The sequence below is a fragment of the Streptomyces sp. BF23-19 genome (genome assembly GCF_041106355.1).
GTDB classification, from domain to species: domain Bacteria; phylum Actinomycetota; class Actinomycetes; order Streptomycetales; family Streptomycetaceae; genus Streptomyces; species Streptomyces virginiae_A.
Window position 1 is genome coordinate 49,099 of the sequence record NZ_JBGBPT010000006.1, and the last position, 24,047, is coordinate 73,145.

The window sequence follows — 24,047 nt, forward strand, 5'->3', positions numbered from 1 at the left end:
CGGCTTCCGGGAGCGCCCCGGCTCACCTCGGCCGATGATGGGAGTACGGCCGAGCACGCGGAGCTGACCATGACGGGTTGGCATGTCAGGGACTACACCCAGGACGATCTCGAAGCGGTGATCCGGGTCGACGCGGAGAGCGGCACGACGGAAGAATCACCTCTCTTTCCGCTCTCGGACGCGGTGGCGGCCCTCCAGGCCCTCCACCCGGCGGTGGTGGCCACGGCGGACGAGGTGGTGATCGGCGCCGCGGTGAGCAGGGTGGAGGGTGAGCGCGCGTGGATCCTGCGCATCTGCATGGCGCCGGCCTGGAGGCACCAGGGGCTGGGCAGCGACCTGATCACGGCACTGGAGCACCGGCTGTTCGCCGGTGGCGTCCGAACGGTGCACGCGGTCCTGCCCGACGGCGAGACCGGTGCTGCCGCCCTGTACAACTGCGACTTCCGCGCCCGTCCGGGCCTGGTCTTCTTCGAGAAGCGCGGGCGCGTTACCCCGCAGGCGGTCAGCATGCTCGCGTCGCTGGGAGCGGAGCTGCCGCCCGGGGGACTGTGGCAGAAGGTCGCGGGGATGCAGCGGGAGAAGGAGCTCATCGAGCGGCGTCTGGTCCTGCCACTGGCCCATCCCGAAATGGCCGCCCAGCACGGGGTGGAGCTGCCGCGGGCGGTGATGCTGTTCGGCCCGCCCGGAACCGGCAAGAGCACGTTCGCGCACGCGATCGCCAGCCGCCTGGGATGGCCGTTCCTCGAACTGTTCCCCGCCCGGCTGGCCGCCGAGTACGGGCTGGCGAGCGGGCTGAACCGGCGCTTCGACGAGATCGCCCGGCTCGACCACGTCCTGGTCTTCATCGACGAGGTCGAGGAGATCGCGGGGACCCGGAGCGGCGCGGACGCGACCGCCGTCGGCGTCGTCAACGAACTGCTCAAGGCGATCGTCCGGTTCCGGGGCCAGGACGGACGGCTGCTCGTCTGCGCCACGAACGACGTGACCACCCTCGACTCCGCGTTCCTGCGGCACGGCCGTTTCGACTACGTGCTGCCGATCGGCCCGCCCGACGACCGCGCGAGGACCGCGCTGTGGGAGAGCTACCTGGCCCGAGCGGCCGCCGAGGCCGACAGCACGGTGCTGGCGTCCGCCAGCGAAGGGTTCACGCCTGCCGACATCGCCCATGTGGCGCGCACCGTTTCCCAAGCCCAGTTCGAGCGCACCTTCGACACCGGAGCTCGGGCCCGCCCCACCACCGAGGACTACCTGCGCACGATCGGCGAGACCAGACCCACGGTCAGCGCGGCCATGGCCCAGGAGTTCGCCCAGCAGACCGAGAAATTCGCCCGCATCTAGGCCGTCTCTTCCGGATCTTGTCGGGCGGGCCGGGCCCTGCACGATCCGGAAGAGACGGCCTAGGTGTGCGGTCCGGACCGGTCCGGACCGGTGGCCGTCCTTTCCTCCTCGGCCTCCATGCGCCGGATTCCCTCGTGCGTGAGGGTGACCATCGCGGGAGTGTTGCCGGGTTCCCAGTCGACGGTGATCAGCCCTTCGCCCGCCAGGTAGGTGCAGGCGGCGGCCAGGTCCTGTTCCGGTACGTGGAGGTCGCGCCGTAGCTGTGCTCCGGTGATGCCGAGGAGGCGATTGCCTTCGACGGCTTCGTACAGGACCTGGAGCACCTGGTCGCGGTAGGTCTTGCGTTCGCGCAGCGTGGCCATGACCGCGTCCTTTCGAGTGTGGGGTGGGGCGGGTGGGCTCCGGGGCCGGTCGGGGCTGCTCAGATCTCGTCGGAGTGCGCGCCGGTGCCGGCGGAGGGCCTGACGGCGGCCGGCCGGGAGCGGGCGGGGCCGGCGGGCGCTGCCGTGTCCACGGTGAGGTGGAGGCGGGTGTCGCCGTCGAGGCCGGGGTAGCTGCGCTGTTCCGCTCCTGCGAAGCAGCCGCGGAGGGCTTCCGCGACCGCTCGGGCGGCTTCGGGGGTGCGCGCGATGATCCGAACCTCGGCGTGCCCGAACGAGGGCAGTGTCTGGGTCTCGATGAACTTCACGTGGGCGTGGTTCCCTTCGCAGTGAGCGTGAGGCAGGGAGTCGGCGGAGGCGCTGTTCCTCACCGGTCGGCATCCGTGGAGTGGGCTCGACCACCGGTGTCGTCCGCCAGGCCGGGAGGTCTCGGCAGGGGGTCGCTGAAGCGGTAGGCCTCGATCCGCGCGTCGTCCCGGGCGTTCAGCACGTGGATCCAGCGCATGGCGACGCCGATCACGAGGATGATCACCGCGATGAGGACGACGGTCTCCACGGAACTCACCTCCAGCCGTTCCCGGACAGTGGCAGGGCGGACCGGCCCATCGGCTCCCCGAAGGGCGACATGCAGGCCCCGCCCTCGTCCTCCCAGGCGGCTTCCCGGCGCCGGGCGTCCCGGATGCCGCGCCCGATGACGGTCTCGTTGGCCATCAGGACGCCTGCGGCCAGGACGCTGCCCGGGATCGCGGCGGCGGCCATCAGCCGGGCCGCGGCCGCGGGCTCGGTCTCGGGCGGGATCACCAGGAGGTCCCAGCGGCCGACGGTGTAGGAGAGCAGGATCAGCTTGTCGGGGTCCTGTTCGGTGAACCAGCCCACGTGCAGCGTCCGCCCGTCCACGGCAACCGTGCGCGGAACGACCGGCCAGCGGGCGGGATTCACGGTGACGCGGGTGACGCGCCCCCAGGGTCCCTCCAGGGCGGCGGCGAGCGGTGTTAGCTCGACTTCGAGGTCGCGGGAGCGGGGCCACCAGGCGCCGTCCAACAGGCCGGCGAGCGTGGTCTTCGGGGTGAGGGACAAGCGGGCCGGGAGCTCTGCGGCGAGGTCGCGGGGCGCGGTCCGGTCGAGGGTGGTGGTCATGATGCGGACCTGCCCCCGGACTGCCCGTCGGCAGCCCGGTTTTTAGGCGATCGCCGGAAACGACACCCGCGTGAAAGCCGGTGCTCGAAGTACTTCCGGTCCTTTGACTGTACGCCCGTTCGATGACTTATAGCCGTTTTGACCAGGCATTTTCCGGCGGAGATGCGGTGGAGAGCGGTGGTGAGGACTGCGGGAGTACCGTGAAACGACGGCGGGCTCGCGTACGTCGCAGGTCGGCACCGGTGCTGACCTGCGACGAGGCACGGCCGCACCCCGTAGACGGGCGGACCCACATGGCTGACTCCGACACCCCCCGCAGGCCCCCACTGCTCCTGCCGGATGCGATCCACCAGGCGATCAAACCCGGTACGGCGCTGTTGCGGCTGGAGACCACGAAGTCCCGGGAGGGGCTCCTGGACGGTGCGTGGTGGCCGCGGACCCGCGACATCGGAACCGAGCTGCCTGCGCTGATCAGTGTCCTGACCGGGCACCTCGGCCCGATCACCCGGGTGGGCGTGGACGCGTCCGCCTGGAACGACCTCCCGACCCGGCTGGTCATCGACGGCCGGGTCGTGCACCTCGATTCCGATCCGGTCGGCGACGACACCGTCCTCATCACGCGCGGCCACAACGACCACTTCGCCCTGCTGGTGGTTCCCCCGGACACCACCGCCGACGCCGCCCGCGAAGCGATGGCCCGCGCCGTCCGTGCCGACAACATCACGCAGGCCGCTCAGATCCTCATCGCCACCACACCCGATCCGACGGACGCGAGCCCTGGACCGGCAGCGACATCCAGCTGAAGGCGCACCGAGACGCACTGAACACCGAGCTCCGGCCGGGCTGTGCCCGTCATTCATTTATTGCAATCGGAAGATCTGGTCGGCCGGGTGAGAAGCAATGCGAAATTCGGGTCACCCTGCGCCCGACGCGAATCACCCTCCATGACGTGGAGCCAAGAGGGATCCAGCTGCTCTGCCCGTGGCACTCTTCTCGCCAGCGCAAGGTTCTTGGAGCGGAGGTACGCGCCCCGTGGGTGTCACTGTCAATCCCACCGTCAGTAGGCGCCGACTGGGGTCGGAGCTACGTCGGCTCCGGGAGATCAGCGGTATGACGACGCAGCAGGTGGCGGCACGCCTGTTGATTTCCCAGCCCAAGATCAGTCTGCTGGAGAACGGCCGCCGCGTCATCAAGCCACGCGACGTGCGAGATCTCTGCGGGCTGTACGGAGTCCGGGATCAGCGGCGAGTCGACGATTTGATGCAGATGGCCAGGGAATCGGGTCGGCAGGGCTGGTGGAACGCCTACGACGACGTCCCGTACGGCGCCTACATCGGCCTGGAGACCGAGGCGGCTGCGGTCCGTTGCTACGAGCCCCTGGTGATCCCCGGCCTGCTGCAGACCTCCTCCTACGCACGGGCGGTCATCGCAGGAACGATCCCTCACGCGACTGCCGAACAGGCCGCCACACGCCTCGAGGTACGGATGCGGCGCCAGGACCGGCTGCGCACCCCGGGCAACCCGCTGCGCCTATGGGTCGTGCTGGACGCATCGGCGCTGTGGCGCGTCGTGGGCAGCCGCGAGATCATGCGCGAACAACTGGAGCATCTGACCCACCTCAGCGCCCAGCCACACATCACCGTGCAGGTTCTCCCGCACGATGTGGGTGCGCACCCGGGTGTCTCGGGACAGTTCACGCTGCTCGAGTTCGCCGAGGCCACCGATGCCGGCGTGGTGTATCTGGAGAGGTTCACCAGCGACCTCTATCTGGAGAAACGATCCGACGTGCGACGCTACAGCGACATGTACGCGCACGTGCAGGCCCAGGCGCTGAGCCCGGATGTCACCCGGAGTTTCGTCGAGGAAGTCATCAAGGTGTACGCCGGCCCGGAGCCGTCGCCGGATGCCCGCGCGCCGGCCCTGCCGAGCCGGTGAATGCCGTGCGATACAAGCCCGTTCGGGTGCCGAGTCGGGCTAGGTCGTCTCTTTCGGATCTTGTCGGTCAGGTCGGGCGGCGCGGACCCGGCAAGATCCGTAAGAGACGGCCTAGGCCGCCGAACGGCGGACCGGACGGCATGTGTCGTTGATCGAGCTTCAGCCCCTGCCTGCCATGGGCAGGCCTTGGTCGGGCGGTATGTGACAGGGCCCGGCCGGGTGACTGCGGACCGCGGCCGGGCCCTGGAAGTGCGCGCGTGGTGTTCTGGTCAGAGGTTCTCGTCGTGCAGGTCCTCTTCACGCAGCAGATCGTCCTCGCGGCGGTGCGAGGTCTCCTTCTGGCTCTGCTTCTGGCCCTGCTCACGGGATGACTTGCCCGGCTGGGGGTGAGCGGGGTCTCCCGAGCGACGGTGCTCCTGCGCCTCGCTGCCCTTGCCCGGTTTCTTGGGCTTGTCCTGCGTACCGCCCATGACGGTGACTCCTCTTGATGCGGTGGGGTAAGGATTCCTCTCGGACGACGCTGACATGCACCGTTACGGTCTGCATCATTTGGACTGCGAAGCGAGGCACGCGGGTGACGCCCGTCCCCGATGTGGCGGCGTCGGGAGGCGGGCCGGCCGATCGGTGCCGAGGACGGGCGCGATTCCCCCCCGCCCCCTGCGGTCAGGAGCCCGTTCCATGCTGGAACGCACGCTGCACGAGGACCGCACGGACATCACCTTCGTCCTGCCCGCCGACACCCCGCCCGGCGCGGTCAGCGTGGTGGGCGAATTCAACGACCGGCAGCCGGGTGCCCACACCCCGCGGCCGCGCAAGGACGGGAAGCGGGCCGTCACGGTCGAGCTGCCGATCGAGAGCACGCATCCCTTCCGGTACCTGGCCGCCGGTGATCACTGGTTCAACGACGAGAGCGCCGGCGATGAGGACGGCCCAACAGCCGTCTTCACACCGGAGTCAGGGGCCGCCGTCGCCCGCGCGGGCCGGATGCTGCCTGGCATACCGATCCCTTGTGGTCCACCTGGCTGCTCAGCTCTGCTCGGACGCGAGCCCGGTGGCCGGCGTGGTGTCCTTCCGCGCGGGAGCGGCTCGATGCGTGGTGCCGGGTACGCAGGCCCTGCCCTGTGAAGGCACGGTTCCCGATCCCGCCGCTCTGCCGGGTGCCGGTCGCCGCACTCCTGTGCGCTGTGCTGCGCGTCGCCACAGGTGAGGCAGGAAGGCGTAGAAGCGGTCAGGAAGGAACACGGCGTCCGCAACGATCATCGCGCCGGAGAAGAGGGGCAGTCCCAGGAGCACCGCGATGCCGATGTGCATGCCCAGCAGCACGGTCAGAACGGGGTACTTGAGCCGGCCGAAGAGCACGAACGGGAAGGCGACCTGCAGGAGCACCGTCACGTAGCCGGCGATCGCGATCACCATCGGGTACTCGTCCACGAGGTGGGAGAGTGCGGGCCAGGGCTGGAAGAGTTCGAGGTTCAGGGCGTAGTGGAGAGCGGTGCCGCCGCCCCAGGTCGGGCCCTGGATCTTGTACAAGCCGGCTGATCCGTAGAGGAAGCAGACCTGTGCCGCGATGACGAGGACGCCGCAGTTGTGCACCACCGTGGTCAAGGTGACGCGAGCGGACCGGAGTTGCTGCGCGTACGAGCTCCTCACGGGCGCCGCCGCGTTGCCCGAGCGGGCTGTCTTGAGCCGCTCTCGGCGTGCGTCCAGCGACCAGTGCCGACCGCACGCGGTGAGGACGAGGTAGAGGGCCATCAGCAGGATCAGGTTGTCGCCCCCGTCCGTCATGAAGATGGACCTGGCATGGAAGGAGGTCACCACGACGGCGAAGAGGACGGACGTGGCGCGGGTCCGCCAGCCCAGCATGAACAGCGCGGACGTGACGAGGGCCGTCACGTAGCAGAGTTCGAAGTAGGCGCGGCTGTCGGACAGGAGCAGGATGCTGTTCCAGCCGGTCTGGTCGAAGAGCTGTTGTGCCAGCGCGGGTGTCCAGGGGGCGCCGGGGCCCCAGATCTCGTCACGGTGCGGGAACTCGCGCAGGAGGAAGACCAGGTAGAGCAGCCCGTAGCCGATGCGCAGGACCGATGCGGCGTACAGGGAGATCGGCCGGTCGGTGAGAAGCGCCCACAGGTCGCCGATCCGGTCGAGGAGCCGGCGGTGGGCCGTGCCGGCGATCGAAGTCTCCTGGGCCGTAGGCCGGTGCGGAGTGGCCGGCGTGGCCGGCGTGGCCGGCGTGGGAGGGGGCTGGGGGATCTGCTCATTTCCCATGGGAGGTCACCTTCCACCAGGGCAGGAGCCGGTCCTCGGTGGGTGCCGGCCGGCGGTTTCCGGCCGGTGTGCCGGGCGCAGCGACGGGCAGTGTGACGACCCGGAGCTGAATGAAGTCGAAAGCGCCGCCGTCGTTGTGGGCGGCGAAGCGGTCCGCGGCGATGTTGCGCAGGTACGTCTGCAACATCACGGCCCGTTCCGAGCGAGCGGTGTCGCTTCCTCCGTGTGTCTCGACGTAGGAGGTCCAGGCGCGGCGCAGAAGGTTCTGGGACGTGTGGCTCGGAAATGCATTGTGGTCGACTGCGGAATGGTCCACGGCAGCCAGGTCGAACCAGGGGGTCACCTGCACCGATCCTTCGGAGTCGGTGTGTGCGGTTCTCGCCAGGATTTTTCGGTTGAAGGAGTCGGGGTCCGGGGCGAAGAGCCGCCAGTTCTGCTCGAAGAGCGGGAACACCCATCCGTTGACCTGCGAGCTGTACCGCGTCGATACGGGGTTGGAGGGGGCCACATGAAGGAACACCAGGACGACATGGACCAGAGCCGTCACCAGGCAGAGGACTACGGCGGTGTGCAGCCCTGCTTTCACCGTACGAAAGCCCATGGGTGACTTACCCGGTCTGACCGCTTCCTCATTGCGCTGCCGGGGGACCGGACCGGAATCGGACTGATGGAGTTCCTTCACGTCCGCAGATTCAATTCCGCTCGACACCACCCACCCGGTCTTTCTCATGTCTGCTGATCGCCTGAGGTCTCTGCGACCCTCACCGACGGCGCGCGGCGGATTCGATCAGGATTCCGCCGCGCGCAGTCATCCGATGAACGGGCTTCGTGAAGCCTGTTGCCTAGCCCTCGTGGCCCTCGTGGCCCGCGGGCTTGTTGCCGTAGCCGTAGTGGTCGCCGGGCTTCCCGCCGTGGCCGTGGTCGTGGTCGTGGCCCGGCTTGCCGGGTCCCTCCTCGTGCCCGTTGTCCGGGCCGCCGTTGTCCGGGCCGCCGTGCTCCGGGCCGTGGTGCTCCAGGCCGCCGTGGTCCGGACCGCCGTGGCCCGGTCCGCCGTGGCCCGGTCCGCCGGGCTGACCGCCGTGCCCGCCGGTGACGTTTCCACCGGTGGTGTTCCCCCCGGTGGTGTTCCCGGCCGTGTTGCCCGCGGTGTTTCCGGCCGTGTTGCCGGCGATGTTCCCCGAGGTGCCGCCGGACACGAGGCCGACGATCGGTCCGCCCAGAAGGCCACCACCGATCAGACCCACGGTCGTACCGGTCGTCGTACCGGGGGTCGGCGTTCCGGCCGTCGCTCCGGTGGTCGTGCCGGTGGTCGTGCCGGTTGTCGTGCCGGTGGTCGTTCCTGCGGTCGCTCCGGTGGTGGTGCCGGTCGTCGTTCCGCCGGTGGCGCAGCCGCCGAGGAAGATCCTGTTGTTGTTGAGCGTCACCTCGCCGTTACGGGCCAGCGCCCGGCCCTCGATGTTCGCCCCCTGATTCACAAAGATGGAGGTCAGAGCCATGATGGTGCCGACAAAGGTGGAGGTGGTGCCGAGGGTCGCCGAACTCCCGATCTGCCAGTACACGTTGCACGGCGAAGCGCCGTTCGTCAGGAGGATCCGGCTGCTGGATGCCGTGGTCAGGGCTTCAGGAATCTGGAACACCCAGACCGAATTCGGGTTTCCCCCGGCGTTCAGGACCAGGTCGCCGGTGAGTCCGACACCGGACGTAGCCCTGTGGACGCCGGGAAGCAGCTCCTGACCCCCGCCGATACCCGCCGCGAGCGCGAAGTCCGGCGCCTGGCCGCCCAACTGGCCGGCCGCCTGGTTGTACGCCACGATCAGATCGCTCTTGGCCTGAGCAGCCGCGGCGTCCGCGGCGTGCACGGCGCCGAGCACCAGTCCGGGCGGGAAACCGGTGATCGCCGGGTTCGGGTGCGTCCCGAGGTCGTGGTCGAGCACCGAGGGGCCGGTGTTCGTGACTCCCTGACCTGCCAGGACGGAGTAGCTGGCGGTGGTGCCCAGCGGTACGGGTGTCGCGATGGCCATTGCCGGCGACGGCAATCCGGCGACCATTACAGCGGCAACCGTGACGGCGACGGCCGAGGACAGCCAGCCGGACAGCGTGCGGCGCCGAGCCGCCTGGATTTTCAGCTTCATCAAGAGGCCATTTCCTGTGGGGGGCCGTGGCGTACCGGGCCCTACCGTTCGCCCGGGAAGCCCTGGTGTATCGCTGCCGCATATTACGCAGGAAATTTCGCGCACCAACGATGAGTAAGGCGCGGAGGGGGGATTAATATAAACGCATTCCATGGCTGAAATCGCGCTGAAAATAATCAGACTCACATTGTTGATCATCCGACATTGCCCCCGAATGGGCAGAGCTCGGTTAACTCGCAAGAGGCAGCGCCGCACACCTGCCCAAATAAATCCAACCGCCGCACACGGAGATGTACAGCCAGGCAGGTGATCTCGCGAACCCGCAGGGGCGGGCGTGGCGGCCGGTTCGTCGTCAATTCGCTTGCCCCTGGCAACGCCGGTGGGTGCCCTCGCTTCGGACCGGCCAGGACGACAAGAAGGCATCACCCCTCACCGGCCGGGGTGAAGGGTGACCGAGGGGTGAGCCCTCTGGCCACGACGAAAGGGAAGGTGCCGTTGGCCTCGGGTGGAATCCCGTCCGCCGAGTGGCCTGCGGGCGGATCTCTGGAGGCGTGCCTGCTGTTCGGGTGATCCCGTCGGGCAGCACGGCCGTCACGGGCGCCGGCAGGCCCCCGGTCCGCGGGTCCTCGGGCAAGGTGGGCACCGGTCGGTCCGGTGGCTTCCTCGGACGGGTGCCGGGCGTGGCCGCGGGCCCGGGAACGGTCCACGTGCCGACGCCTCGGCACGGCCGTGTCGACGACCGACACGGCCTCGGGCGGCCCGGCGAGAGCCGGGCAGCAGCAGCCCTTGCGGCGAATGCGACTACTGCCTTCCGGGAAGGGGCGAGGCCATGCCACCCACTGAGGACCGGGATCCGGGCGCCCAGCAGTGGCGCGCCGGCGGCGAACAGGAGGGGGAAGTGGACCTTGCCGGCGCGCTCGCGGCAGCGGAAGCCGCTTCCCCGGTCGAGTCCCTGGACGTTGTCGCGCGGATGCTCCGGGACCGCCTGCACGCCGCCACGGTCTCGTTCCTGATCGTCGACTTCACCGGATCTTCGGTGGTACGGCTGGGAGCGGCCGACGACGTCAGGTCCGACGAGCCCCCTCAGCGCATCTCTCTGCCCGGCACCGTCTACGGGGACGTGGTGCGCACACAGCGGCCGGCCGTGCAGCGGGAGGGCGCCGGAGCGGTCAGGGTCGTGGCGCCCGTGACCAACCGCGGCGACGCGATCGGGCTGCTGGAGCTCTACCTCCCTGATCACCCCGATGAGGACGCGATGGGGCAGATCGGTGCGACCGCACACGCCTTGGCCTACATCGTCATCGCGAACCGCTCCTTCACCGATGTCTACCAGTGGGGCCGCCGTACGCGGCCCCTGAACCTGGCGGCCGAGATCCAGCACCGGCTCCTTCCCGCCTCGCTGGCATGTGAGGCGGCCCAGTTCACGGTCGCCGGAGCGCTCGAACCGGCGACGCACGTCGGGGGTGACACCTTCGACTACGTCGTCGACCACGACACCATGCAGCTCTCCGTCACCGATGCCATGGGCCACGACGTGGAAGCCGCGCTCCTCGCCACCCTGGCCGTGGGCGCCCTCCGTAGGGCCAGACGTGCCGGCGCCGAGCTCGAAGTACAGGCCTTGGAGGCCAACCGGGCCGTCATCGACCACGGCAGGCGGGGCTTCGTCACCGGGCAGCTGCTGCGCATCAGCCTGCTCGACGGGATGACTCAGTTCGTCAATGCGGGGCATCCCTGGCCGCTGCGCCTGAGACACGGGAGGGTCGAGGAGATCGTTCCCGAAGTGGATCTACCCTTCGGGGTCCTTCCCCGTGCCGCCTACCGGGTGCAGCGGCTGGACCTGCAATCGGGTGACCGGCTGGTGATGCTCACCGACGGCATGCTGGAGCGCCGTGCTGTCGAGGTGGACCTGCCCTCTCTGATCGTGGACACATGCGATCTCCACCCCCGCGAGGCCTCCCGCGCCCTGGTCGCAGCGGTGCTGCACGCTCACAGGGGGCGCCTCCAGGACGACGCCACGGTCATGTGTCTGGACTGGCACGGCATCCATCAGGACACACGCAGCGCAGACGCCGGGGCGGACCTCACGGAAGCGTCAGCGCCCGCGTAGCACTCCGCCCACCACCCGGCTTGCAGCCACGACCCGACGAGGACGATCGAGGCGGGACGGTTCCGCGAACGCAGCCCCCTGGGTGCGCGGCCCGCCGATGCCGGCGGGCACCTCACCTCAGGCCGAGGCCGGCGGCGCGGCTGATTCGGCGGCGCGGCGGTATTCGGCGTTGATGCGCTGTGCTTCCTCGAGCTGGTCCTCGAGGATGATGATGCGGCAGGCGGCCTCGATGGGCGTGCCCTGGTCGACGAGTTCCCGCGCGCGGGCGGCGATGCGCAGCTGGTAGCGGGAGTAGCGGCGGTGGCCTCCCTCGGAGCGGAGCGGGGTGATGAGGCGTGCTTCGCCGATGGCGCGGAGGAAGCCCTGGGTGGTGCCGAGCATCTCGGCGGCCCGGCCCATGGTGTAGGCGGGGTAGTCGTCGTCGTCGAGACGGCCGAACGAGTCGTCTGCTGTCATTGAACCTCTCTCATGGAACGCATGGAGGGGCCCTGGTGCCGTACGGCACCAGGGCCCCGAAGGAACTACTACACCATCTGTCGGCCCTGATACTGCGCCGACCCCGTGTTTCCGCCGACCCGGCCGACACGCTGCCGGGAGTGCGGGGATCGCGGTTGCTTGACCGGAGACCACCTCACTATCGATGTCCTGCGGTACCCGGGCTCAGACCTCCGCCCGGGCGATCCTGATGGCGCTCGGCTCCTCCGTTCTTCCCTCGGCTGTTCATTGCCTACTGCTGGTACTGCTCTACCGCGTACTGCTGGTGGCCTGACCCAGCGCCACTCTTCGGCAGCCAGCCCCGTCGCCCATCGTGCGTCTGCTCTGGCTTGGAACCCCACTGCCGAACTTCCCGGTGCGCGCGTCCGCAGCCGACGCCTTCACCGAGGTGCTGCTCACTGTCTTCACTGCTGGGTACTGCACTTACTGGTACTGCCACTGCGTCAACTGCGGTACTTCTTACGGCGGCCCCTGATCACTGCGGGCCACCCGGTCCGGTCGTCAGTCCCGTCGCCGTCCTGCAACAACCCTGGCTTCGGAACTCCACCACCGCACCGTCCTGCGCACTGCAACTGCGGGTACTGCTGCCCGGCAGTTCGTCTCTGCCGGGCCCTGCTGTCTCTCTGGGCTACGAGAGAAACCATAACCACGCCACCGCTCAATGTCTACTCCAGCCGTCATAGATTTTCGCGTGTTCGACGGTGAGGTAATCGACCTCGAACAGCAACGGGACAAGGAGTGGATGAGCCGGAGAGCACGAGGAAACCGGTCGTGACGTCGTGGCCGGCCGCCCGGGAGGGAGCCGCGGGCGGCCAGGCTGGTGTGGGCGGGCTTTGCGGGGCAGGCTGGAAGTGCACCGGGTCGGTGCACCGCCGTGCGAAGGGAAGCCGTGGATGATCCAGAGCGCGGATGTCCGTGAGTGGCGGACCCACGACGTCGTCGACGCCGGCGGCCATAAGATCGGCACGCTGGAGGCCGTCTACGTGGACACCAGTACCGACGAGCCGGCCATGGCCACCGTCCAGGTAGGCCTGCCCACCCGCCGCCACCTGGTCTTTGTCCCGCTGAACGGCGCGATCGTCGGGCCGGGCTACGTCAAGGTCGACTACGACCGGTCACTGGTGAAGAAGTGCCCGTCGATCGGGACGGACGATGTCCTGCCCGTCGAGGACGAGGCCGCGGTGTTCGCGCACTACGGCCTGCCCTACCAGCCGGGCGCGAACGGTGAGCGGCAGCTCGCCCGCCGCTGACCGGCCTGTCGAGGAGGTGCCTTACCGCATGGTGCTGTTCCTGATCCTCGTCATCGTGGCGATCGTGCTGGGCATCATCGGCGCCGCCGCCGAAGGACTGTTCTACCTGCTGATCATCGGCATCGTGGTGTTCGTCGCCGCCCTGGTGTATCTGGTCCTGCACATCCGACGCTCCGGCCGGCATCACCGCACACTGCGCTGAGCGCCGGTGGCGCGACCGCCCGAGCAGGCGGGACGAGCGGTGAATAGAATCCGCTTCCATGTCGAAGCCTGACGAGCTGCTCGTTGACGTCGCCACCCTGGTGGAGTCCGGGCAGAGCAATCAGATGTCCCTGACCGTGGTCACCGGTGGCGCTGTCATCACCGGTCGGCTGGCTCCCGAAGCCGTGTGGAGGCAGCGGGTGTCGGAGGTCCTCACGGACTCGGCCCGCCTGGGCGAGTTCGCCGCCGTCTTCACCGCCACGACACCCCGGGAGGGGCCGCCCACCCACCTGCACTTCCATGTGGCCCGCATCCTGCAGGGCACGGTGGGGATCCCGGAGACGGGTGGGATGTACCGCGTCTCGATCGCGGACGTCGGCGCCTGGACCATGGGCGACTTCAGCTACTCCGACCACTGACCCGGCGTCACGTAGGAAACCCCTGGGCACGCGGGAGGGCCCGACCGGCGCGCTTGCCGGTCGGGCCCTCCTCGCAGTTCGGGTGTCGGCTCACGCCGGCCCTGTCCGTCAGACGGTCACCGGGATGCCGAGCATGGCGGAAGCCTGCTGGAGCGGGCTGAGGACATGCGTGGGCACGGCGGCCCGGGGAAGGCCGCGGCAGGTGAACCCGAGCTGGGTCATGGCCCGGAGGACTTCACCGGCGCTGAAGTCACGCCGGTCCTGGCGGGTGATGACCTGACCGACCTGCTTGACGGGGTAGGTACGGCGCCCGATGATCACGGACTCGCCGACGACCTGCTCGGGCTTGACGCCCTTCATCGACTCCAGGACACCGCTCTTGGTCAGGTCGAACGGGAAACGGGCGATGACACAGCGCATGTTGCCTCACAGGAAGAAGAAAGGGGGACGGTCGTTCCGCGGTGGGGCGGTTCAGCGGGCCAGGGCGAGGACGCCCAGAGCGACGCCCTGCTCGTCGACGACCGGCAGGGCATCGAGCCTGCGGTAGCGCATCGCGTGCTCGGCTTCGGTCATCGTGGTCAAGGGCGAGGTGACCGGCCCGCGGTCTCCCAGGAGGTCGCGGAGACGGACCTGGTCCGTGTACGCCGCGCTGTCGCGGACGGCGGCGAGCCTGGCCTGGGTGACCAGCCCGGTGCACAGGCCGTCCTCGTCGCAGACGAGCAGATGACCCGCTCGGGCACTGGCCATGACAGCCAGGGCCACCTCGACCGTCATGTCATCACAGACCTGTGGACCGGCCGCCTCCATCGCGTCGTCCACCCTCCGGTGCACGGGGTTGGCGTTCGCCGAGCGGGGCTGCATCCGGACCAGCGTCACAACGTGCCTCCTGCAGAGATGGGTCAGTTTCCTGATCACGTGGTTCTCAGGCCGCCGCATCGAAGGCCGACTGCCGCACGCTCACACGCCGGACCGTCGAAGCGGGCCGTCGCCTGCCGCGGGAGGCCGTGCCGCGCTCGGCGCGTTCGACGACCGGTGCGCTGATGACGACGGGGACGCCGGAGGGTGCCTGGGCGCCGGTGATGCGGTTCAGGGCCTCTTCGCCCGAGCGGACCTGGGTGGTCAGCGGGGTGATCCCGGCGGCCTGCATGAGGCGGGTCATGTCGCGGCGCTGGTTGGGGGTGACCAGGGTGACGACGCTGCCGGACTCGCCGGCGCGGGCGGTGCGGCCGCCGCGGTGGAGGTAGTCCTTGGGGTCGGTCGGCGGGTCGACGTTCACGACGAGGTCGAGGTTGTCGACGTGGATGCCGCGCGCCGCCACGTTCGTCGCGACCAGCACGGTCACGTGGCCGGTCTTGAACTGGGCGAGGGTGCGGGTGCGCTGCGACTGCGACTTCCCGCCGTGCAGGGCGGCGGCCCGGACACCACTGTTCAGCAGGTCCTGGGTCAGCCGGTCGACGGCGTGCTTGGTGTCGAGGAACATCATCACCCGGCCCTCGCGCGCCGCGATCTCCGTGGTTGTCCGGTGCTTGTCGGCGCCGTGGACGTGCAGCACGTGGTGCTCCATCGTGGTCACCGCACCGGCCGAGGGATCCACCGAGTGCACGACCGGGTCGGTCAGGTAGCGCCGGACCAGCAGGTCGACATTGCGGTCCAGGGTGGCGGAGAACAGCATCCGCTGCCCCTCGGGCCGCACCAGGTCCAGGAGCGCGGTGACCTGCGGCATGAAGCCCATGTCGGCCATCTGGTCGGCTTCGTCCAGGACGGTGATCGCGACCTGGTTCAGGTGGCAGTCGCCGCGGTCGATGAGGTCCTTCAACCGGCCGGGCGTGGCCACGACGACCTCCGTGCCTCCGCGCAGCGCTCCGGCCTGCCTGCCGATCGACATGCCGCCGACGACGGTGGTCACGCGCAGCTTCACGGCGCGGGCGTACGGCGTGAGGGCGTCGGTCACCTGCTGGGCCAGCTCGCGGGTGGGGACGAGGACCAGGGCGAGCGGCCGGCGGGGCTCGGCGCGCTGCCCGGCGGTGCCGGCCAGCAGGGCGAGGCCGAAGGCCAGGGTCTTGCCGGAGCCGGTGCGTCCGCGGCCGAGCACGTCACGGCCCGCAAGGGTGTTGGGCAGGGTGGCGCCCTGGATCGGGAAGGGTACGGTCACGCCCTGCGCGGCGAGGGCGGCCAACAGCTCGGCCGGCATGGCCAGGTCGGCGAAGGCCTCGACGGCGGGCAGCGCGGGAGTGACGGTCTTCGGCAGGGCGAACTCGCCCTGTACCGCGGCGGGTCGGCGGCCGTAGCCGCCCGAGCGGCTCGGGCCTCCGGAACGGCTCGGGGCCGACGATCCGAACCGCCTGCCCCGCTCCGAATCGGCGGCAGCGCCGAAAGCGGGGCCGCCGGTGCGGCTGCGGGTGCGGGAGGAACGGTCATTCGTACGAGTGCGGTTCATTCAGAACCTTCCTTGATGCGGCACGTATCAAGGAATTCCCGCAGCGGAAACGAAGCGCAGGGAATCACAAGAACGGGCCGAACGGAATGCGAAAGCGACTCCGGACCACAGATGTTCTGTACGGTCGCAGGCGCTGAGACGGGGTGGCGTCATGGGGGACGCGAAATTCGGAAAAGTCGAGTGGGGTTGAAACTCCGAGGAGGCTTTCACCCCGAATGTTTCGTCCCGCAGGTGACACCACTGCGGGAAATGTGTGCAGCTGGGGCCCGCACCCCGAGGGATGCGGGCCCCAGCTACGAAATGCGCGTCAGTGTCAGGCGGGAACGATGTTCTCGGCCGTCGGGCCCTTCTGGCCCTGCGCGATGTCGAAGGTGACCTTCTGGCCTTCCAGCAGCTCGCGGAAGCCTTGGACTGCGATGTTCGAGAAGTGGGCGAAGACGTCGTCGCCGCCACCGTCCTGCTCGATGAAGCCGAAGCCCTTTGCCGCGTTGAACCACTTCACGGTGCCAGATGCCATGCCATATCTCCTTCGGGGGCAGTACACCGGCGTCCGCACTGTGCGGACACCGTGTCGCCGCGATGATGCCCCGCCGGAAAATGACCGGAAATATGAAGCGCTCGAATGTGGCGAAGGCCGACTGGAGCGCTTGAAGTTTTTGGGTACCAAAACTGCAACCGAGATCGACAGTAGCACGCCGTAGCTGTTTGTGTGCGTGAAATATCTCCATCGCGTGCGGCGCGGAAAAACTCTCCCTGCGGGGTCCATTAAACTCTCCGACCGCGGGGACAGATATTGATTCCCCCCGAGTGCAGCGTTTCGGGAGCAAGGGTGTCCGCCGGCTGCGACGTGCAGTCCATCAGGACGTGCCCACGGCAAGGCGGCGCGACCGGCCCCCGCACTACGCCGCCGACCGCGGGTCGGCGGGGGAGGAGGACCAGGTGGTCCCGTCGCGGGTCCGCCCCCTGGTCCTTCCGGTCAACCACCTCTTCGGGAAAGCGAATTCGCGCGGCATCGGCAGTCGTGTGCCGCCGGTCATCGAGAATGCGCCTCTCGTGATCCGAGATCGGTGGGGCCAGTGCGAGTGGTGCGCGGCAGACCCTCCGAGCAGGGCATTCCCGCCAGTTGGGCACGCGGAGGGCACGGGAGGGTCCCACAGGTCCAGACAACGACGAAGGCCCAGGTCGTTGACCTGGTCCTTCGTTCAAGAGCGGATGACGGGAATCGAACCCGCGCCATAAGCTTGGGAATCTATGGCGCTCAGAGTGCCGATATGGCCTCTGGCCTGCAAATATTGGTTGCTGGGTGGCCCGTCGTGAGCGGTGCCGCTGCACCCCTGTCGACCGCTGTTCACCCCTCCGAAGGGCACGGATGGGGCACGGGTGGAAGGCCCCTGCGAGTACTACCGGAGGTGGCCGCGATGCGAGCGTCGTAACCGTCGTGTGGCGATGAAGGCCACGTCAGCCATGACGAGCAGGATGGCGATGATCAGGAGACCGCGCCGATGAGTCCCAGGATGACGGCCGCGAGAAGCAGGAACAGGAAGATCGCCATTGCGAGCACCTCCTCTGGCACGGGGCTCGGGGCGGTCAGCGGCGCGCGAGCTTCCGTTCGCCGTGGGCGCCGGGCTGGTAGGCCATCTCGTAGTGCTTGAAGATCGCTTCTTCCTGCTCGGCGGGTGGGCAAGCCGGTGAGGACGGTGGCCATGGCCGGTTCGTCGGTAGCGGTGTGCACGTAGATCGCTTCCAGCGAGCCGATCCTGTGTCCTTTTGGGTCGACGACGTCGCAGTCGCGCCACTCGCGGATATCGGCTGAATGGATCATGCCCCGTTCCCTGCGGTGCGACGAGGGTGCCACAACGGCCCCGGCACATTCACACGCCGGGGCCGCCCTTCCGGGCGCTGCACGTGAGAGTGCATCGACCCATTTATCATGATATGCCCCTGGCGTTTCTCCGGCACCAGTGATGTTTCGCGGCGGTACGGGCCACCTATCGCCGTGAGAATCCTGGCAGCAGCGCGCCCGAGCGACGCTTCCGCCCAAGGGCACGGATGGGGCCCGCGCCCTACGACCGTGCGACGCGCGGTATTCCACAACGTCGGCGTTCTGGTCAGGTCTTCCCCCGTACCGGAGGCTTCCACGACTAGCCTCCGCATCATGCTGCGTATCGCCGACACTCGCACCGGCCGCCTCGTGGAGATCCCCTCCGCACACCGCCACCTGCTGCGCATTTGCGTCCACCTGCCGGTCATCGACACCGGGATCGGCGCGGTGCACCTGCGGGCGCCCCTGGTCGGCGACGTACTGGCGCGCACCGCGGAGCTGCAAGGGCTGCAGTCCGTCACGGTCCTCGCTACGCCGGACCTGCCGCCTGAGCCGGCCCGGACGCTCGAACGGGCCATGGCCGTTCTCGGCATCCACCCGCCCGCCACCGTCGACGTTCACCATCTGACCGAGACGGTGTGCGCCGCTGCCGACGTGCACGTGCTCGCGTACGGCACCTCAGTGCAGGACGCCGTCGGCGGGGTCCGGATCGACGTGGGCCAGGTCAGCCCGGCACCCCCGGACGGGGGCGTCCCAGGCCGTGGCCACCTCCTCGCCTCGGATCTCCCGGACGCATTCGCCCCGGAGGGGACCGACCCGCTGGCTGTGAGGATGCTGTTGCTCGGGCACGCCCACAGCACGCCGGTCACGGTCACCAGCGCCGCGCTCGACGAAGCCCGGCGGATGCTGAGGCACTGGCGGCAGCAGGTGGCCGACTGGGCACAGGAGCCGTCCAGGCCGATCCCCGCCGACGTGCTGCGACAGGCCCATGCCGCGCTCGCCGATGATCTCGGCGTCCCAGCTGTCCTGGACATGCTGGTCAGCGTGGCGAAGCGCGCCGACGTGCCGGCCGGTGCCAAGTTCGAGACGTTCGCCTTCCTCGACCGCGTACTCGGGCTGGACCTCGCGCGCCAGGTCGGCCACCAGCACCCGGCGACGCCATGACTTCGGGCACCTTGCGGCGGCTGGTCGTCCTGCGGCACGCCAAGTCGGCCTGGCCGCCGGACGTGGCCGACTTCGAGCGGCCACTCGCCCCGCGCGGCTGCCGTGACGCCCCGGCGGCCGGCCGCCGGCTGCGCGAAGCCGACTGTGTTCCCGACCTCGTCGTGTGTTCCCCTGCCCGTCGCACCCGCCAGACGTGGGACCTCGTCGCGGCCGAGTTCGGCGCAGGCACTGCGGTGATCCACGAGGAACGCGTCTACCGGGCGAGTGCCGGGGAGTTGCTCGACGTCGTACGAGAGATCCCCGCGCACGTACGGACGCTGATGCTGATCGGGCACAACCCCGGCGTGCAGGAGCTGGTCCTGCTGCTTGCCAGTGAGACGGACGGCTACGCGCTGGAGCAGACCCGTACGAAGTTCCCGACATCCGCGATCGCCGTGCTGCGCGTGCCGGGGCCCTGGTCGTCCCTTGAACCTGGTGCCGCCCGGCTGACCGACATGGTCGTGCCCCGCGGTGCGAACCCCTGACGGTGCGGTCCCGACCGGTGCCGAGGAGAGGTGCCGCGGAACTCGCCGAGCGGCTCGCGGAATTGGGGCAAACAGAGGGCAGGCAGGCCGGCCCGATTGTCGCGCGAGCAGCACCAGCTGACGGTGCGGCCGCGGGCGGTGATGTCGGCGGTTAGGGCGCTGACGCGGGCGAGCGCGAGTCGTTCGTGGCGGCGGTCGGGGTGGGTGAGGACGGCGATGTCCTCGTAGGCGCTGCCCCGGAAGCGGGTGCAGGCCAGCGAGACGATGCCGTCATGGTCGAAGGCGCCCCATCCGTAGCCGGAGGCGGCGAAGTTGACGGGCCGGCCCCTGGTGGCGTGGATCCAGGCGGCCTGCCCGTCCAGGGCTTCGAGGGCTGGCGCGTCCTGGGAGGTCAGACGGCGTACGGTCACCCCGCGCGGCACCCGGGGCATCTCCACCGGGCTCCGGTGGACGTAGACCATCCGCTCCCGCAGGGTCACCCGGTCGAACGCGGAGTACATCGCGGAACCGAACGGGGCGGGTGCCTCGACGTAGCTGAGGGCGAGGGCGTGAGGGACTGCTGCTCGCCGCCTCCGGCATCGCCACGGTCTCCTGGCGGTCGATTCCCCCTGCCGCAGTGCCTTCACCATGCCCGGTGCCGTGGTGCTGCTGTTGGCCCTGGTGCTGATCACGCGCGCCCAGCGCCTGCCGCGTTCCGGTCAGGGCAGCTGACTCCGCCGGCCTGCGAGTTGGGGCGCGTGGAGGGCGCGGCTGGGCCCGAGAGGCCCAGACAACGAAGAAGGCTCAGGTCGGTGACCTGGGCCTTCGTTCAAGAGCGGATGACGGGAATCGAACCGCGCTATAAGCTTGCGAATCACCTGGTACTTGAGGCGCTGGAAGATTGTTGACCTGCGGAAACGTCCAGCTTGGAACTCGTTTTCGGATCCCGTTCCGCACCTCTGTTGACCGCTGCTTTCCGCCCTGACTGGCACGTAGTGGCACGCTGGTCAGTTTCCGCGCCAGGCGGTGAGCAGTTCTTCCGGGCCGTACGTTGCCTGGAGTCCGGCGCAGTTGACGCCGCTGCGGGAAACCGCGATCAGTGGCACGGGATCATCGGTGACTGCTGCCCGGTGTTTGTGCAGTGCGGCGAGATCGTGGTTGTCGAAGGCCGAGTTCTCCAGCCATTTGACCGATCCGAGGAAGAGCAGTTGTTTGGCCACCGGCTGGCGGTCGGCGCCGACCAGGTCGATCTCGACGTCGTTGCTGCGGGTCCAGTATCCGCCGATGGCAGGGGCGGCGGGCAGGTGGTCGTCGGGCAGGAGGCGGGCAAGGGATTCGCGTACAAGCGGCTCGACGGCGCGGCCCCGCCAGCTTGTCCATTGTTCCTTGATCCGGCTCAGGGTCAGGTCGCCGCGCATGCGTTCGATCTCTGCCATGTGCGGATCGAGGAACGCCAGCCAGAAGCGCAGGTACGGGTCCGCCACCCGGTAGCGGCGCTCCTTCGACGGCCGGAGGGAGACAGGCAGTTCGGCCGCGATCACGCGCTTGTCCGCCAGGACGTCCGTGGCCCGGGTGAGGGTCGTATGGGCGATTCCGCCGGCTGCCCGGGCGATGTTGGTGAACGTGCGCTCGCCGCGCCCGATCGCACGCAGTACTTCTCGGCTCATCGCCTGGGGAGGGAACTCGGCGGCCAGTGACCGTTCGGCGGAGACCAGGAGCGCGGAGATGGGATTGTCGAGCGAGGTGCGGAGGAACTCCCACAGCGAGGCCCCCTGCGCCCACTCGGCACAGATGAGAGGTAGCCCGCCGGTGACCAGTGCCGCATCGAACGCGGCCGCCGGTTCCAGGCCGAGCATGGCGCTGATGTCAGCGGGATTGAGCGACCCCAGGACCATCTCGCGTCCCCGCTGGTGGAAGGGCCGGTCGTAGCTGTTCAACGCCTCCATCATCGACAGATCGGAGCCGACCAGCAGCAGGAGTACCGGCTTGCGGCTGAGCAGCCGGTCCCACGCCCGCTGCAGCATGCCTTCGAAAGCGTCGATCCGGTCCATGAGGTACGGGACTTCGTCGATCACGACCACGCTCGGGCTGTCGTCGGGCAGGATCTCTGCAAGCAGCCGGAACGCGGCGTTCCATTGGGTCGGAGCCTCCTCGGCGAACAGATACCGCTCTGGCAGGGTGGAGGAGGCGACGGCGTCGAGCAGTTCCGTCAGCTCGTCCTCTGCTGATCCCCCTGCCGCCGTGAAGAAGAGGTGGGGGACCTCGGTCCGGCTCAGGAACTCCTCGACCAGGCTCGACTTGCCGACCCGACGGCGTCCGCGCAGCAGGATGCACTCGCCCGGCTTCTGGGAACCGCCCCCCTCGCGGACCTTCTCGAAGGCCGCGCCCAAAACCCGCAGCTCGTGTTCCCGCCCGATGAATCGACGCACGCCACACGCTTCCGCCGAAGATAGTATCGGCGGCGATACTATCGCGCCTGGGAGTATTCGGCCCGGCGTTTCGCCCGCCTGACGTCCGTGTCGCCTGCGAGGTGCTGTTGCTGAAGGCCGTCGGCCACCGAGGGTTGCGCTCACGGCCGGATCGGGCGGACGGGCGGCCCATCCAGCGCGCAGTCGCGGTCTCCCTGGGTCTGCTCCGTGGGACCCTCGCCGCGCCGAGATCCCATCCCCGGCCGCCCAACCTGGTGCGCTGTGAGGGTAGTTATGGCACGCGGGGGCGGGTCGACCTCTGAGCGGTCTAGACAATAAACAAGCCCCAGGTCGCTGACCTGGGGCTTTGTCATGGAGCGGATGACGGGAATCGAACCCGCGCTATAAGCTTGGGAAGCTCATGTTCTACCATTAAACTACATCCGCACAGTGGGCCAGTTGCCTGCATCCCTGGCTTTGCTCACTCTACCTCATGATCGACCCCCGGTGAATTTGCCGCGGGGTCGTTGTCGTGTGTGGCGTACACCGGGACGTGTGGGTGCGGGAGTTGGGGCGTACCGTGTGATGCGGAGCGGCGGCTGGAGTGGGTGCCGATCATCCCCTAATGTGGCGATTCGTCGCAGTACGGCTCGTTGGGGAAAGGGACTCGATGGAGCACACCGTCGTCCGTTGTGCCGAAGGGCACGTTTTCAGTACCGCCTCCTTCCCGCTGCAGCACCTCGGTGCCGGCCGGATCGGGCCCGGGCGGCTGCTGCGGTGTCCGCGGTGCGCGCGGTTGCGGCAGGCGGTGCCCGTGGGCGGCGCGAAGCGGTAGTCGCCGGGCCGGCGCGCGGGTCGTCGCTCCGATTGGGGGTGGCCCGCGCGCTCTGCGTATCCTCGGGACGTGCTTCTCTCTGACAAAGACATCCGGGCCGAGATCGACAGCGGACGGGTTCGCATCGACCCGTTCGAGGAATCGATGGTGCAGCCCTCCAGCATCGATGTACGTCTCGACCGGTTTTTCCGGGTGTTCGAGAACCACCGCTACGCCCACATCGATCCGGCGATCGAGCAGGCGGACCTGACCCGGATGGTCGAGCCGGAGGGCGACGAGGCGTTCATCCTCCACCCCGGTGAGTTCGTCCTCGCCTCGACGTACGAGGTCATCTCGCTGCCCGACGACATCGCCTCCAGGCTGGAGGGGAAGTCCAGCCTGGGCCGCCTCGGCCTGGTGACGCATTCGACCGCCGGGTTCATCGACCCCGGGTTCTCGGGGCACGTGACCCTGGAGCTGTCGAACCTCGCCACCCTGCCGATCAAGCTCTGGCCGGGCATGAAGATCGGGCAGCTGTGCATGTTCCGGCTCAGCTCGCCCGCCGAGTTCCCGTACGGCAGTGAGCGCTACGGATCCAGGTACCAGGGGCAGCGCGGGCCGACCGCCTCGCGCTCCTTCCAGAACTTCCACCGCACCCAGGTGAGGCACGAGGCATGAGCGACGTACGCGAGAACCTGACCTACGACGGCTTCGGGCGCGCCGTCCGCGAGCTGGCGCAGACGATCGCCGACGACGGCTACGAGCCCGACATCATCCTGAGCATCGCCCGCGGCGGGGTGTTCGTCGCCGGCGGCCTCGCGTACGCGCTCGACTGCAAGAACATCCACCTGGTGAACGTGGAGTTCTACACCGGCGTCGGGACCACGTTGGAGATGCCGGTCATGCTGGCACCCGTGCCCGAGGCGATCGACTTCACCGACAAGAAGGTCCTCATCGCCGATGACGTGGCCGACACCGGCAAGACGCTGAAACTCGTCCACGACTTCTGCCTGGGTCACGTCGCCGAGGTGCGCTCCGCCGTCATCTACGAGAAGTCCCACTCCCTCGTGAAGTGCGAGTACGTGTGGAAGAAGACCGACGAGTGGATCAACTTCCCGTGGTCGGTCGAGCCGCCCGTCGTCAAGCGTGAGGGCCAGGTCCTCGACGCCTGACAGGCGGACGGACGGACGACGGCACCACACAGAGGGCCCGCCGCGCACAGTGCGCGGCGGGCCCTTTC

General features: G+C 68.9%; 26 protein-coding genes, 1 tRNA gene and 2 pseudogenes. 12 read left to right on the forward strand and 17 right to left on the reverse strand.

The window, feature by feature from the left end:
• Nucleotides 1-69: 69 nt before the first annotated feature.
• The gene (locus tag AB8A24_RS05475; protein ID WP_328962397.1) at nucleotides 70-1,338 is read left to right on the forward strand and encodes a bifunctional GNAT family N-acetyltransferase/ATP-binding protein; all 1,269 of its coding nucleotides are present in this window, start codon (nucleotides 70-72) and stop codon (nucleotides 1,336-1,338) included.
• A 59-nt stretch (nucleotides 1,339-1,397) separates the two neighbouring features.
• On the opposite strand, the gene AB8A24_RS05480 is transcribed toward AB8A24_RS05475, so the two are convergent.
• Genes AB8A24_RS05480 through AB8A24_RS05495 form a run of 4 tightly spaced genes read right to left on the reverse strand, consistent with a single transcriptional unit; the run spans nucleotide 1,398 to nucleotide 2,855 of the window.
• Complete coding sequence (locus tag AB8A24_RS05480; protein WP_266382666.1) at nucleotides 1,398-1,700, reverse strand: hypothetical protein; 303 nt, start codon at nucleotides 1,698-1,700, stop codon at nucleotides 1,398-1,400.
• Between the two features lie 59 nt (nucleotides 1,701-1,759).
• On the reverse strand, nucleotides 1,760-2,026 hold the full coding sequence (locus tag AB8A24_RS05485) for a hypothetical protein (protein WP_328965909.1): 267 nt from the start codon (nucleotides 2,024-2,026) through the stop codon (nucleotides 1,760-1,762).
• Between the two features lie 59 nt (nucleotides 2,027-2,085).
• Entirely contained in the window at nucleotides 2,086-2,274 is a 189-nt protein-coding gene (locus AB8A24_RS05490) for a hypothetical protein (RefSeq protein WP_369474948.1), read from the reverse strand.
• A gap of 5 nt (nucleotides 2,275-2,279) precedes the next feature.
• Nucleotides 2,280-2,855: a DUF5994 family protein gene (locus AB8A24_RS05495; protein WP_369474950.1), complete on the reverse strand. Its 576-nt coding sequence runs from the start codon at nucleotides 2,853-2,855 to the stop codon at nucleotides 2,280-2,282.
• A gap of 293 nt (nucleotides 2,856-3,148) precedes the next feature.
• On the opposite strand from AB8A24_RS05495, the gene AB8A24_RS05500 reads away from it, so the two are divergent.
• Both AB8A24_RS05500 and AB8A24_RS05505 read left to right on the forward strand, forming a co-directional pair.
• Nucleotides 3,149-3,658, forward strand: a complete 510-nt coding sequence (locus tag AB8A24_RS05500) for a DUF5994 family protein (protein ID WP_328962394.1) — start codon at nucleotides 3,149-3,151, stop codon at nucleotides 3,656-3,658.
• 229 nt (nucleotides 3,659-3,887) lie between these two features.
• Nucleotides 3,888-4,790, forward strand: coding sequence for a helix-turn-helix transcriptional regulator (locus AB8A24_RS05505; RefSeq protein WP_328962393.1), 903 nt, complete (start codon nucleotides 3,888-3,890; stop codon nucleotides 4,788-4,790).
• A 269-nt stretch (nucleotides 4,791-5,059) separates the two neighbouring features.
• Here AB8A24_RS05505 and AB8A24_RS05510 read toward each other — a convergent pair whose 3' ends face one another.
• On the reverse strand, nucleotides 5,060-5,260 hold the full coding sequence (locus tag AB8A24_RS05510) for a hypothetical protein (RefSeq protein WP_328962392.1): 201 nt from the start codon (nucleotides 5,258-5,260) through the stop codon (nucleotides 5,060-5,062).
• A gap of 208 nt (nucleotides 5,261-5,468) precedes the next feature.
• Between AB8A24_RS05510 and AB8A24_RS05515 the strand changes: the two genes are divergently transcribed.
• Complete coding sequence (locus tag AB8A24_RS05515) at nucleotides 5,469-5,915, forward strand: isoamylase early set domain-containing protein (RefSeq protein WP_328962391.1); 447 nt, start codon at nucleotides 5,469-5,471, stop codon at nucleotides 5,913-5,915.
• Here AB8A24_RS05515 and AB8A24_RS05520 read toward each other — a convergent pair.
• From AB8A24_RS05520 to AB8A24_RS05530, 3 genes are all read right to left on the reverse strand, one after another.
• Nucleotides 5,817-7,055 carry an HTTM domain-containing protein gene (locus AB8A24_RS05520; protein ID WP_369474953.1) on the reverse strand — a complete coding sequence of 413 codons (1,239 nt, stop codon included), beginning with the start codon at nucleotides 7,053-7,055 and terminating at the stop codon, nucleotides 5,817-5,819. The genes AB8A24_RS05515 and AB8A24_RS05520 overlap by 99 nt on opposite strands.
• Complete coding sequence (locus AB8A24_RS05525) at nucleotides 7,045-7,785, reverse strand: DUF5819 family protein (protein WP_369474955.1); 741 nt, start codon at nucleotides 7,783-7,785, stop codon at nucleotides 7,045-7,047. The genes AB8A24_RS05520 and AB8A24_RS05525 overlap by 11 nt, the downstream gene beginning before the upstream one ends.
• A 112-nt stretch (nucleotides 7,786-7,897) precedes the next feature.
• Nucleotides 7,898-9,187, reverse strand: coding sequence for an ice-binding family protein (locus AB8A24_RS05530; RefSeq protein ID WP_369474957.1), 1,290 nt, complete (start codon nucleotides 9,185-9,187; stop codon nucleotides 7,898-7,900).
• An 898-nt stretch (nucleotides 9,188-10,085) separates the two neighbouring features.
• Between AB8A24_RS05530 and AB8A24_RS05535 the strand changes: the two genes are divergently transcribed.
• Nucleotides 10,086-11,294 carry a PP2C family protein-serine/threonine phosphatase gene (locus AB8A24_RS05535; protein ID WP_328965908.1) on the forward strand — a complete coding sequence of 403 codons (1,209 nt, stop codon included), beginning with the start codon at nucleotides 10,086-10,088 and terminating at the stop codon, nucleotides 11,292-11,294.
• Nucleotides 11,295-11,411: 117 nt separating this feature from the next.
• On the opposite strand, the gene AB8A24_RS05540 is transcribed toward AB8A24_RS05535, so the two are convergent.
• The gene (locus tag AB8A24_RS05540) at nucleotides 11,412-11,750 is read right to left on the reverse strand and encodes a MerR family transcriptional regulator (protein ID WP_328962387.1); all 339 of its coding nucleotides are present in this window, start codon (nucleotides 11,748-11,750) and stop codon (nucleotides 11,412-11,414) included.
• Between the two features lie 932 nt (nucleotides 11,751-12,682).
• On the opposite strand from AB8A24_RS05540, the gene AB8A24_RS05545 reads away from it, so the two are divergent.
• Genes AB8A24_RS05545 through AB8A24_RS05555 form a run of 3 tightly spaced genes read left to right on the forward strand, consistent with a single transcriptional unit; the run spans nucleotide 12,683 to nucleotide 13,659 of the window.
• On the forward strand, nucleotides 12,683-13,039 hold the full coding sequence (locus AB8A24_RS05545) for a PRC-barrel domain-containing protein (protein ID WP_328962386.1): 357 nt from the start codon (nucleotides 12,683-12,685) through the stop codon (nucleotides 13,037-13,039).
• A gap of 28 nt (nucleotides 13,040-13,067) precedes the next feature.
• A complete protein-coding gene (locus AB8A24_RS05550; protein ID WP_328962385.1) occupies nucleotides 13,068-13,241 on the forward strand; it encodes a hypothetical protein in 174 nt (57 codons plus the stop codon).
• A 58-nt stretch (nucleotides 13,242-13,299) separates the two neighbouring features.
• The gene (locus AB8A24_RS05555; RefSeq protein WP_328962384.1) at nucleotides 13,300-13,659 is read left to right on the forward strand and encodes a hypothetical protein; all 360 of its coding nucleotides are present in this window, start codon (nucleotides 13,300-13,302) and stop codon (nucleotides 13,657-13,659) included.
• 108 nt (nucleotides 13,660-13,767) lie between these two features.
• On the opposite strand, the gene AB8A24_RS05560 is transcribed toward AB8A24_RS05555, so the two are convergent.
• The 5 genes and pseudogenes from AB8A24_RS05560 to AB8A24_RS05580 form a co-directional block, all read right to left on the reverse strand.
• Entirely contained in the window at nucleotides 13,768-14,079 is a 312-nt protein-coding gene (locus tag AB8A24_RS05560; RefSeq protein ID WP_328962383.1) for an SCO5918 family protein, read from the reverse strand.
• Between the two features lie 51 nt (nucleotides 14,080-14,130).
• Nucleotides 14,131-14,535: a CBS domain-containing protein gene (locus AB8A24_RS05565; RefSeq protein ID WP_328962382.1), complete on the reverse strand. Its 405-nt coding sequence runs from the start codon at nucleotides 14,533-14,535 to the stop codon at nucleotides 14,131-14,133.
• 46 nt (nucleotides 14,536-14,581) lie between these two features.
• Nucleotides 14,582-16,096, reverse strand: a complete 1,515-nt coding sequence (locus AB8A24_RS05570) for a DEAD/DEAH box helicase (RefSeq protein WP_328962381.1) — start codon at nucleotides 16,094-16,096, stop codon at nucleotides 14,582-14,584.
• 313 nt (nucleotides 16,097-16,409) lie between these two features.
• On the reverse strand, nucleotides 16,410-16,613 hold the full coding sequence (locus AB8A24_RS05575; protein ID WP_328962380.1) for a cold-shock protein: 204 nt from the start codon (nucleotides 16,611-16,613) through the stop codon (nucleotides 16,410-16,412).
• Between the two features lie 1,070 nt (nucleotides 16,614-17,683).
• Nucleotides 17,684-17,918 (reverse strand): annotated as a pseudogene (locus AB8A24_RS05580) (hypothetical protein).
• A 333-nt stretch (nucleotides 17,919-18,251) separates the two neighbouring features.
• Between AB8A24_RS05580 and AB8A24_RS05585 the strand changes: the two are divergent.
• Complete coding sequence (locus AB8A24_RS05585) at nucleotides 18,252-19,082, forward strand: hypothetical protein (RefSeq protein WP_369474961.1); 831 nt, start codon at nucleotides 18,252-18,254, stop codon at nucleotides 19,080-19,082.
• Nucleotides 19,079-19,606 (forward strand): histidine phosphatase family protein, encoded by a 528-nt coding sequence (locus AB8A24_RS05590; RefSeq protein WP_328962378.1) that lies wholly within the window; start codon nucleotides 19,079-19,081, stop codon nucleotides 19,604-19,606. The genes AB8A24_RS05585 and AB8A24_RS05590 overlap by 4 nt, the downstream gene beginning before the upstream one ends.
• A 116-nt stretch (nucleotides 19,607-19,722) precedes the next feature.
• Here AB8A24_RS05590 and AB8A24_RS05595 read toward each other — a convergent pair.
• From AB8A24_RS05595 to AB8A24_RS05605, 3 genes and pseudogenes are all read right to left on the reverse strand, one after another.
• Nucleotides 19,723-20,235, reverse strand: a pseudogene (locus tag AB8A24_RS05595) (GNAT family N-acetyltransferase); the annotation flags it as partial.
• Nucleotides 20,236-20,592: 357 nt separating this feature from the next.
• Nucleotides 20,593-22,014 (reverse strand): DUF234 domain-containing protein, encoded by a 1,422-nt coding sequence (locus AB8A24_RS05600; protein ID WP_328965907.1) that lies wholly within the window; start codon nucleotides 22,012-22,014, stop codon nucleotides 20,593-20,595.
• A gap of 352 nt (nucleotides 22,015-22,366) precedes the next feature.
• Nucleotides 22,367-22,440, reverse strand: a tRNA-Gly gene (locus AB8A24_RS05605).
• 457 nt (nucleotides 22,441-22,897) lie between these two features.
• On the opposite strand from AB8A24_RS05605, the gene dcd reads away from it, so the two are divergent.
• Nucleotides 22,898-23,485, forward strand: coding sequence for a dCTP deaminase (gene dcd / locus AB8A24_RS05610; protein ID WP_030009868.1), 588 nt, complete (start codon nucleotides 22,898-22,900; stop codon nucleotides 23,483-23,485).
• Nucleotides 23,482-23,979, forward strand: coding sequence for a phosphoribosyltransferase (locus AB8A24_RS05615; protein WP_030726602.1), 498 nt, complete (start codon nucleotides 23,482-23,484; stop codon nucleotides 23,977-23,979). The genes dcd and AB8A24_RS05615 overlap by 4 nt, the downstream gene beginning before the upstream one ends.
• Nucleotides 23,980-24,047 lie beyond the last annotated feature (68 nt).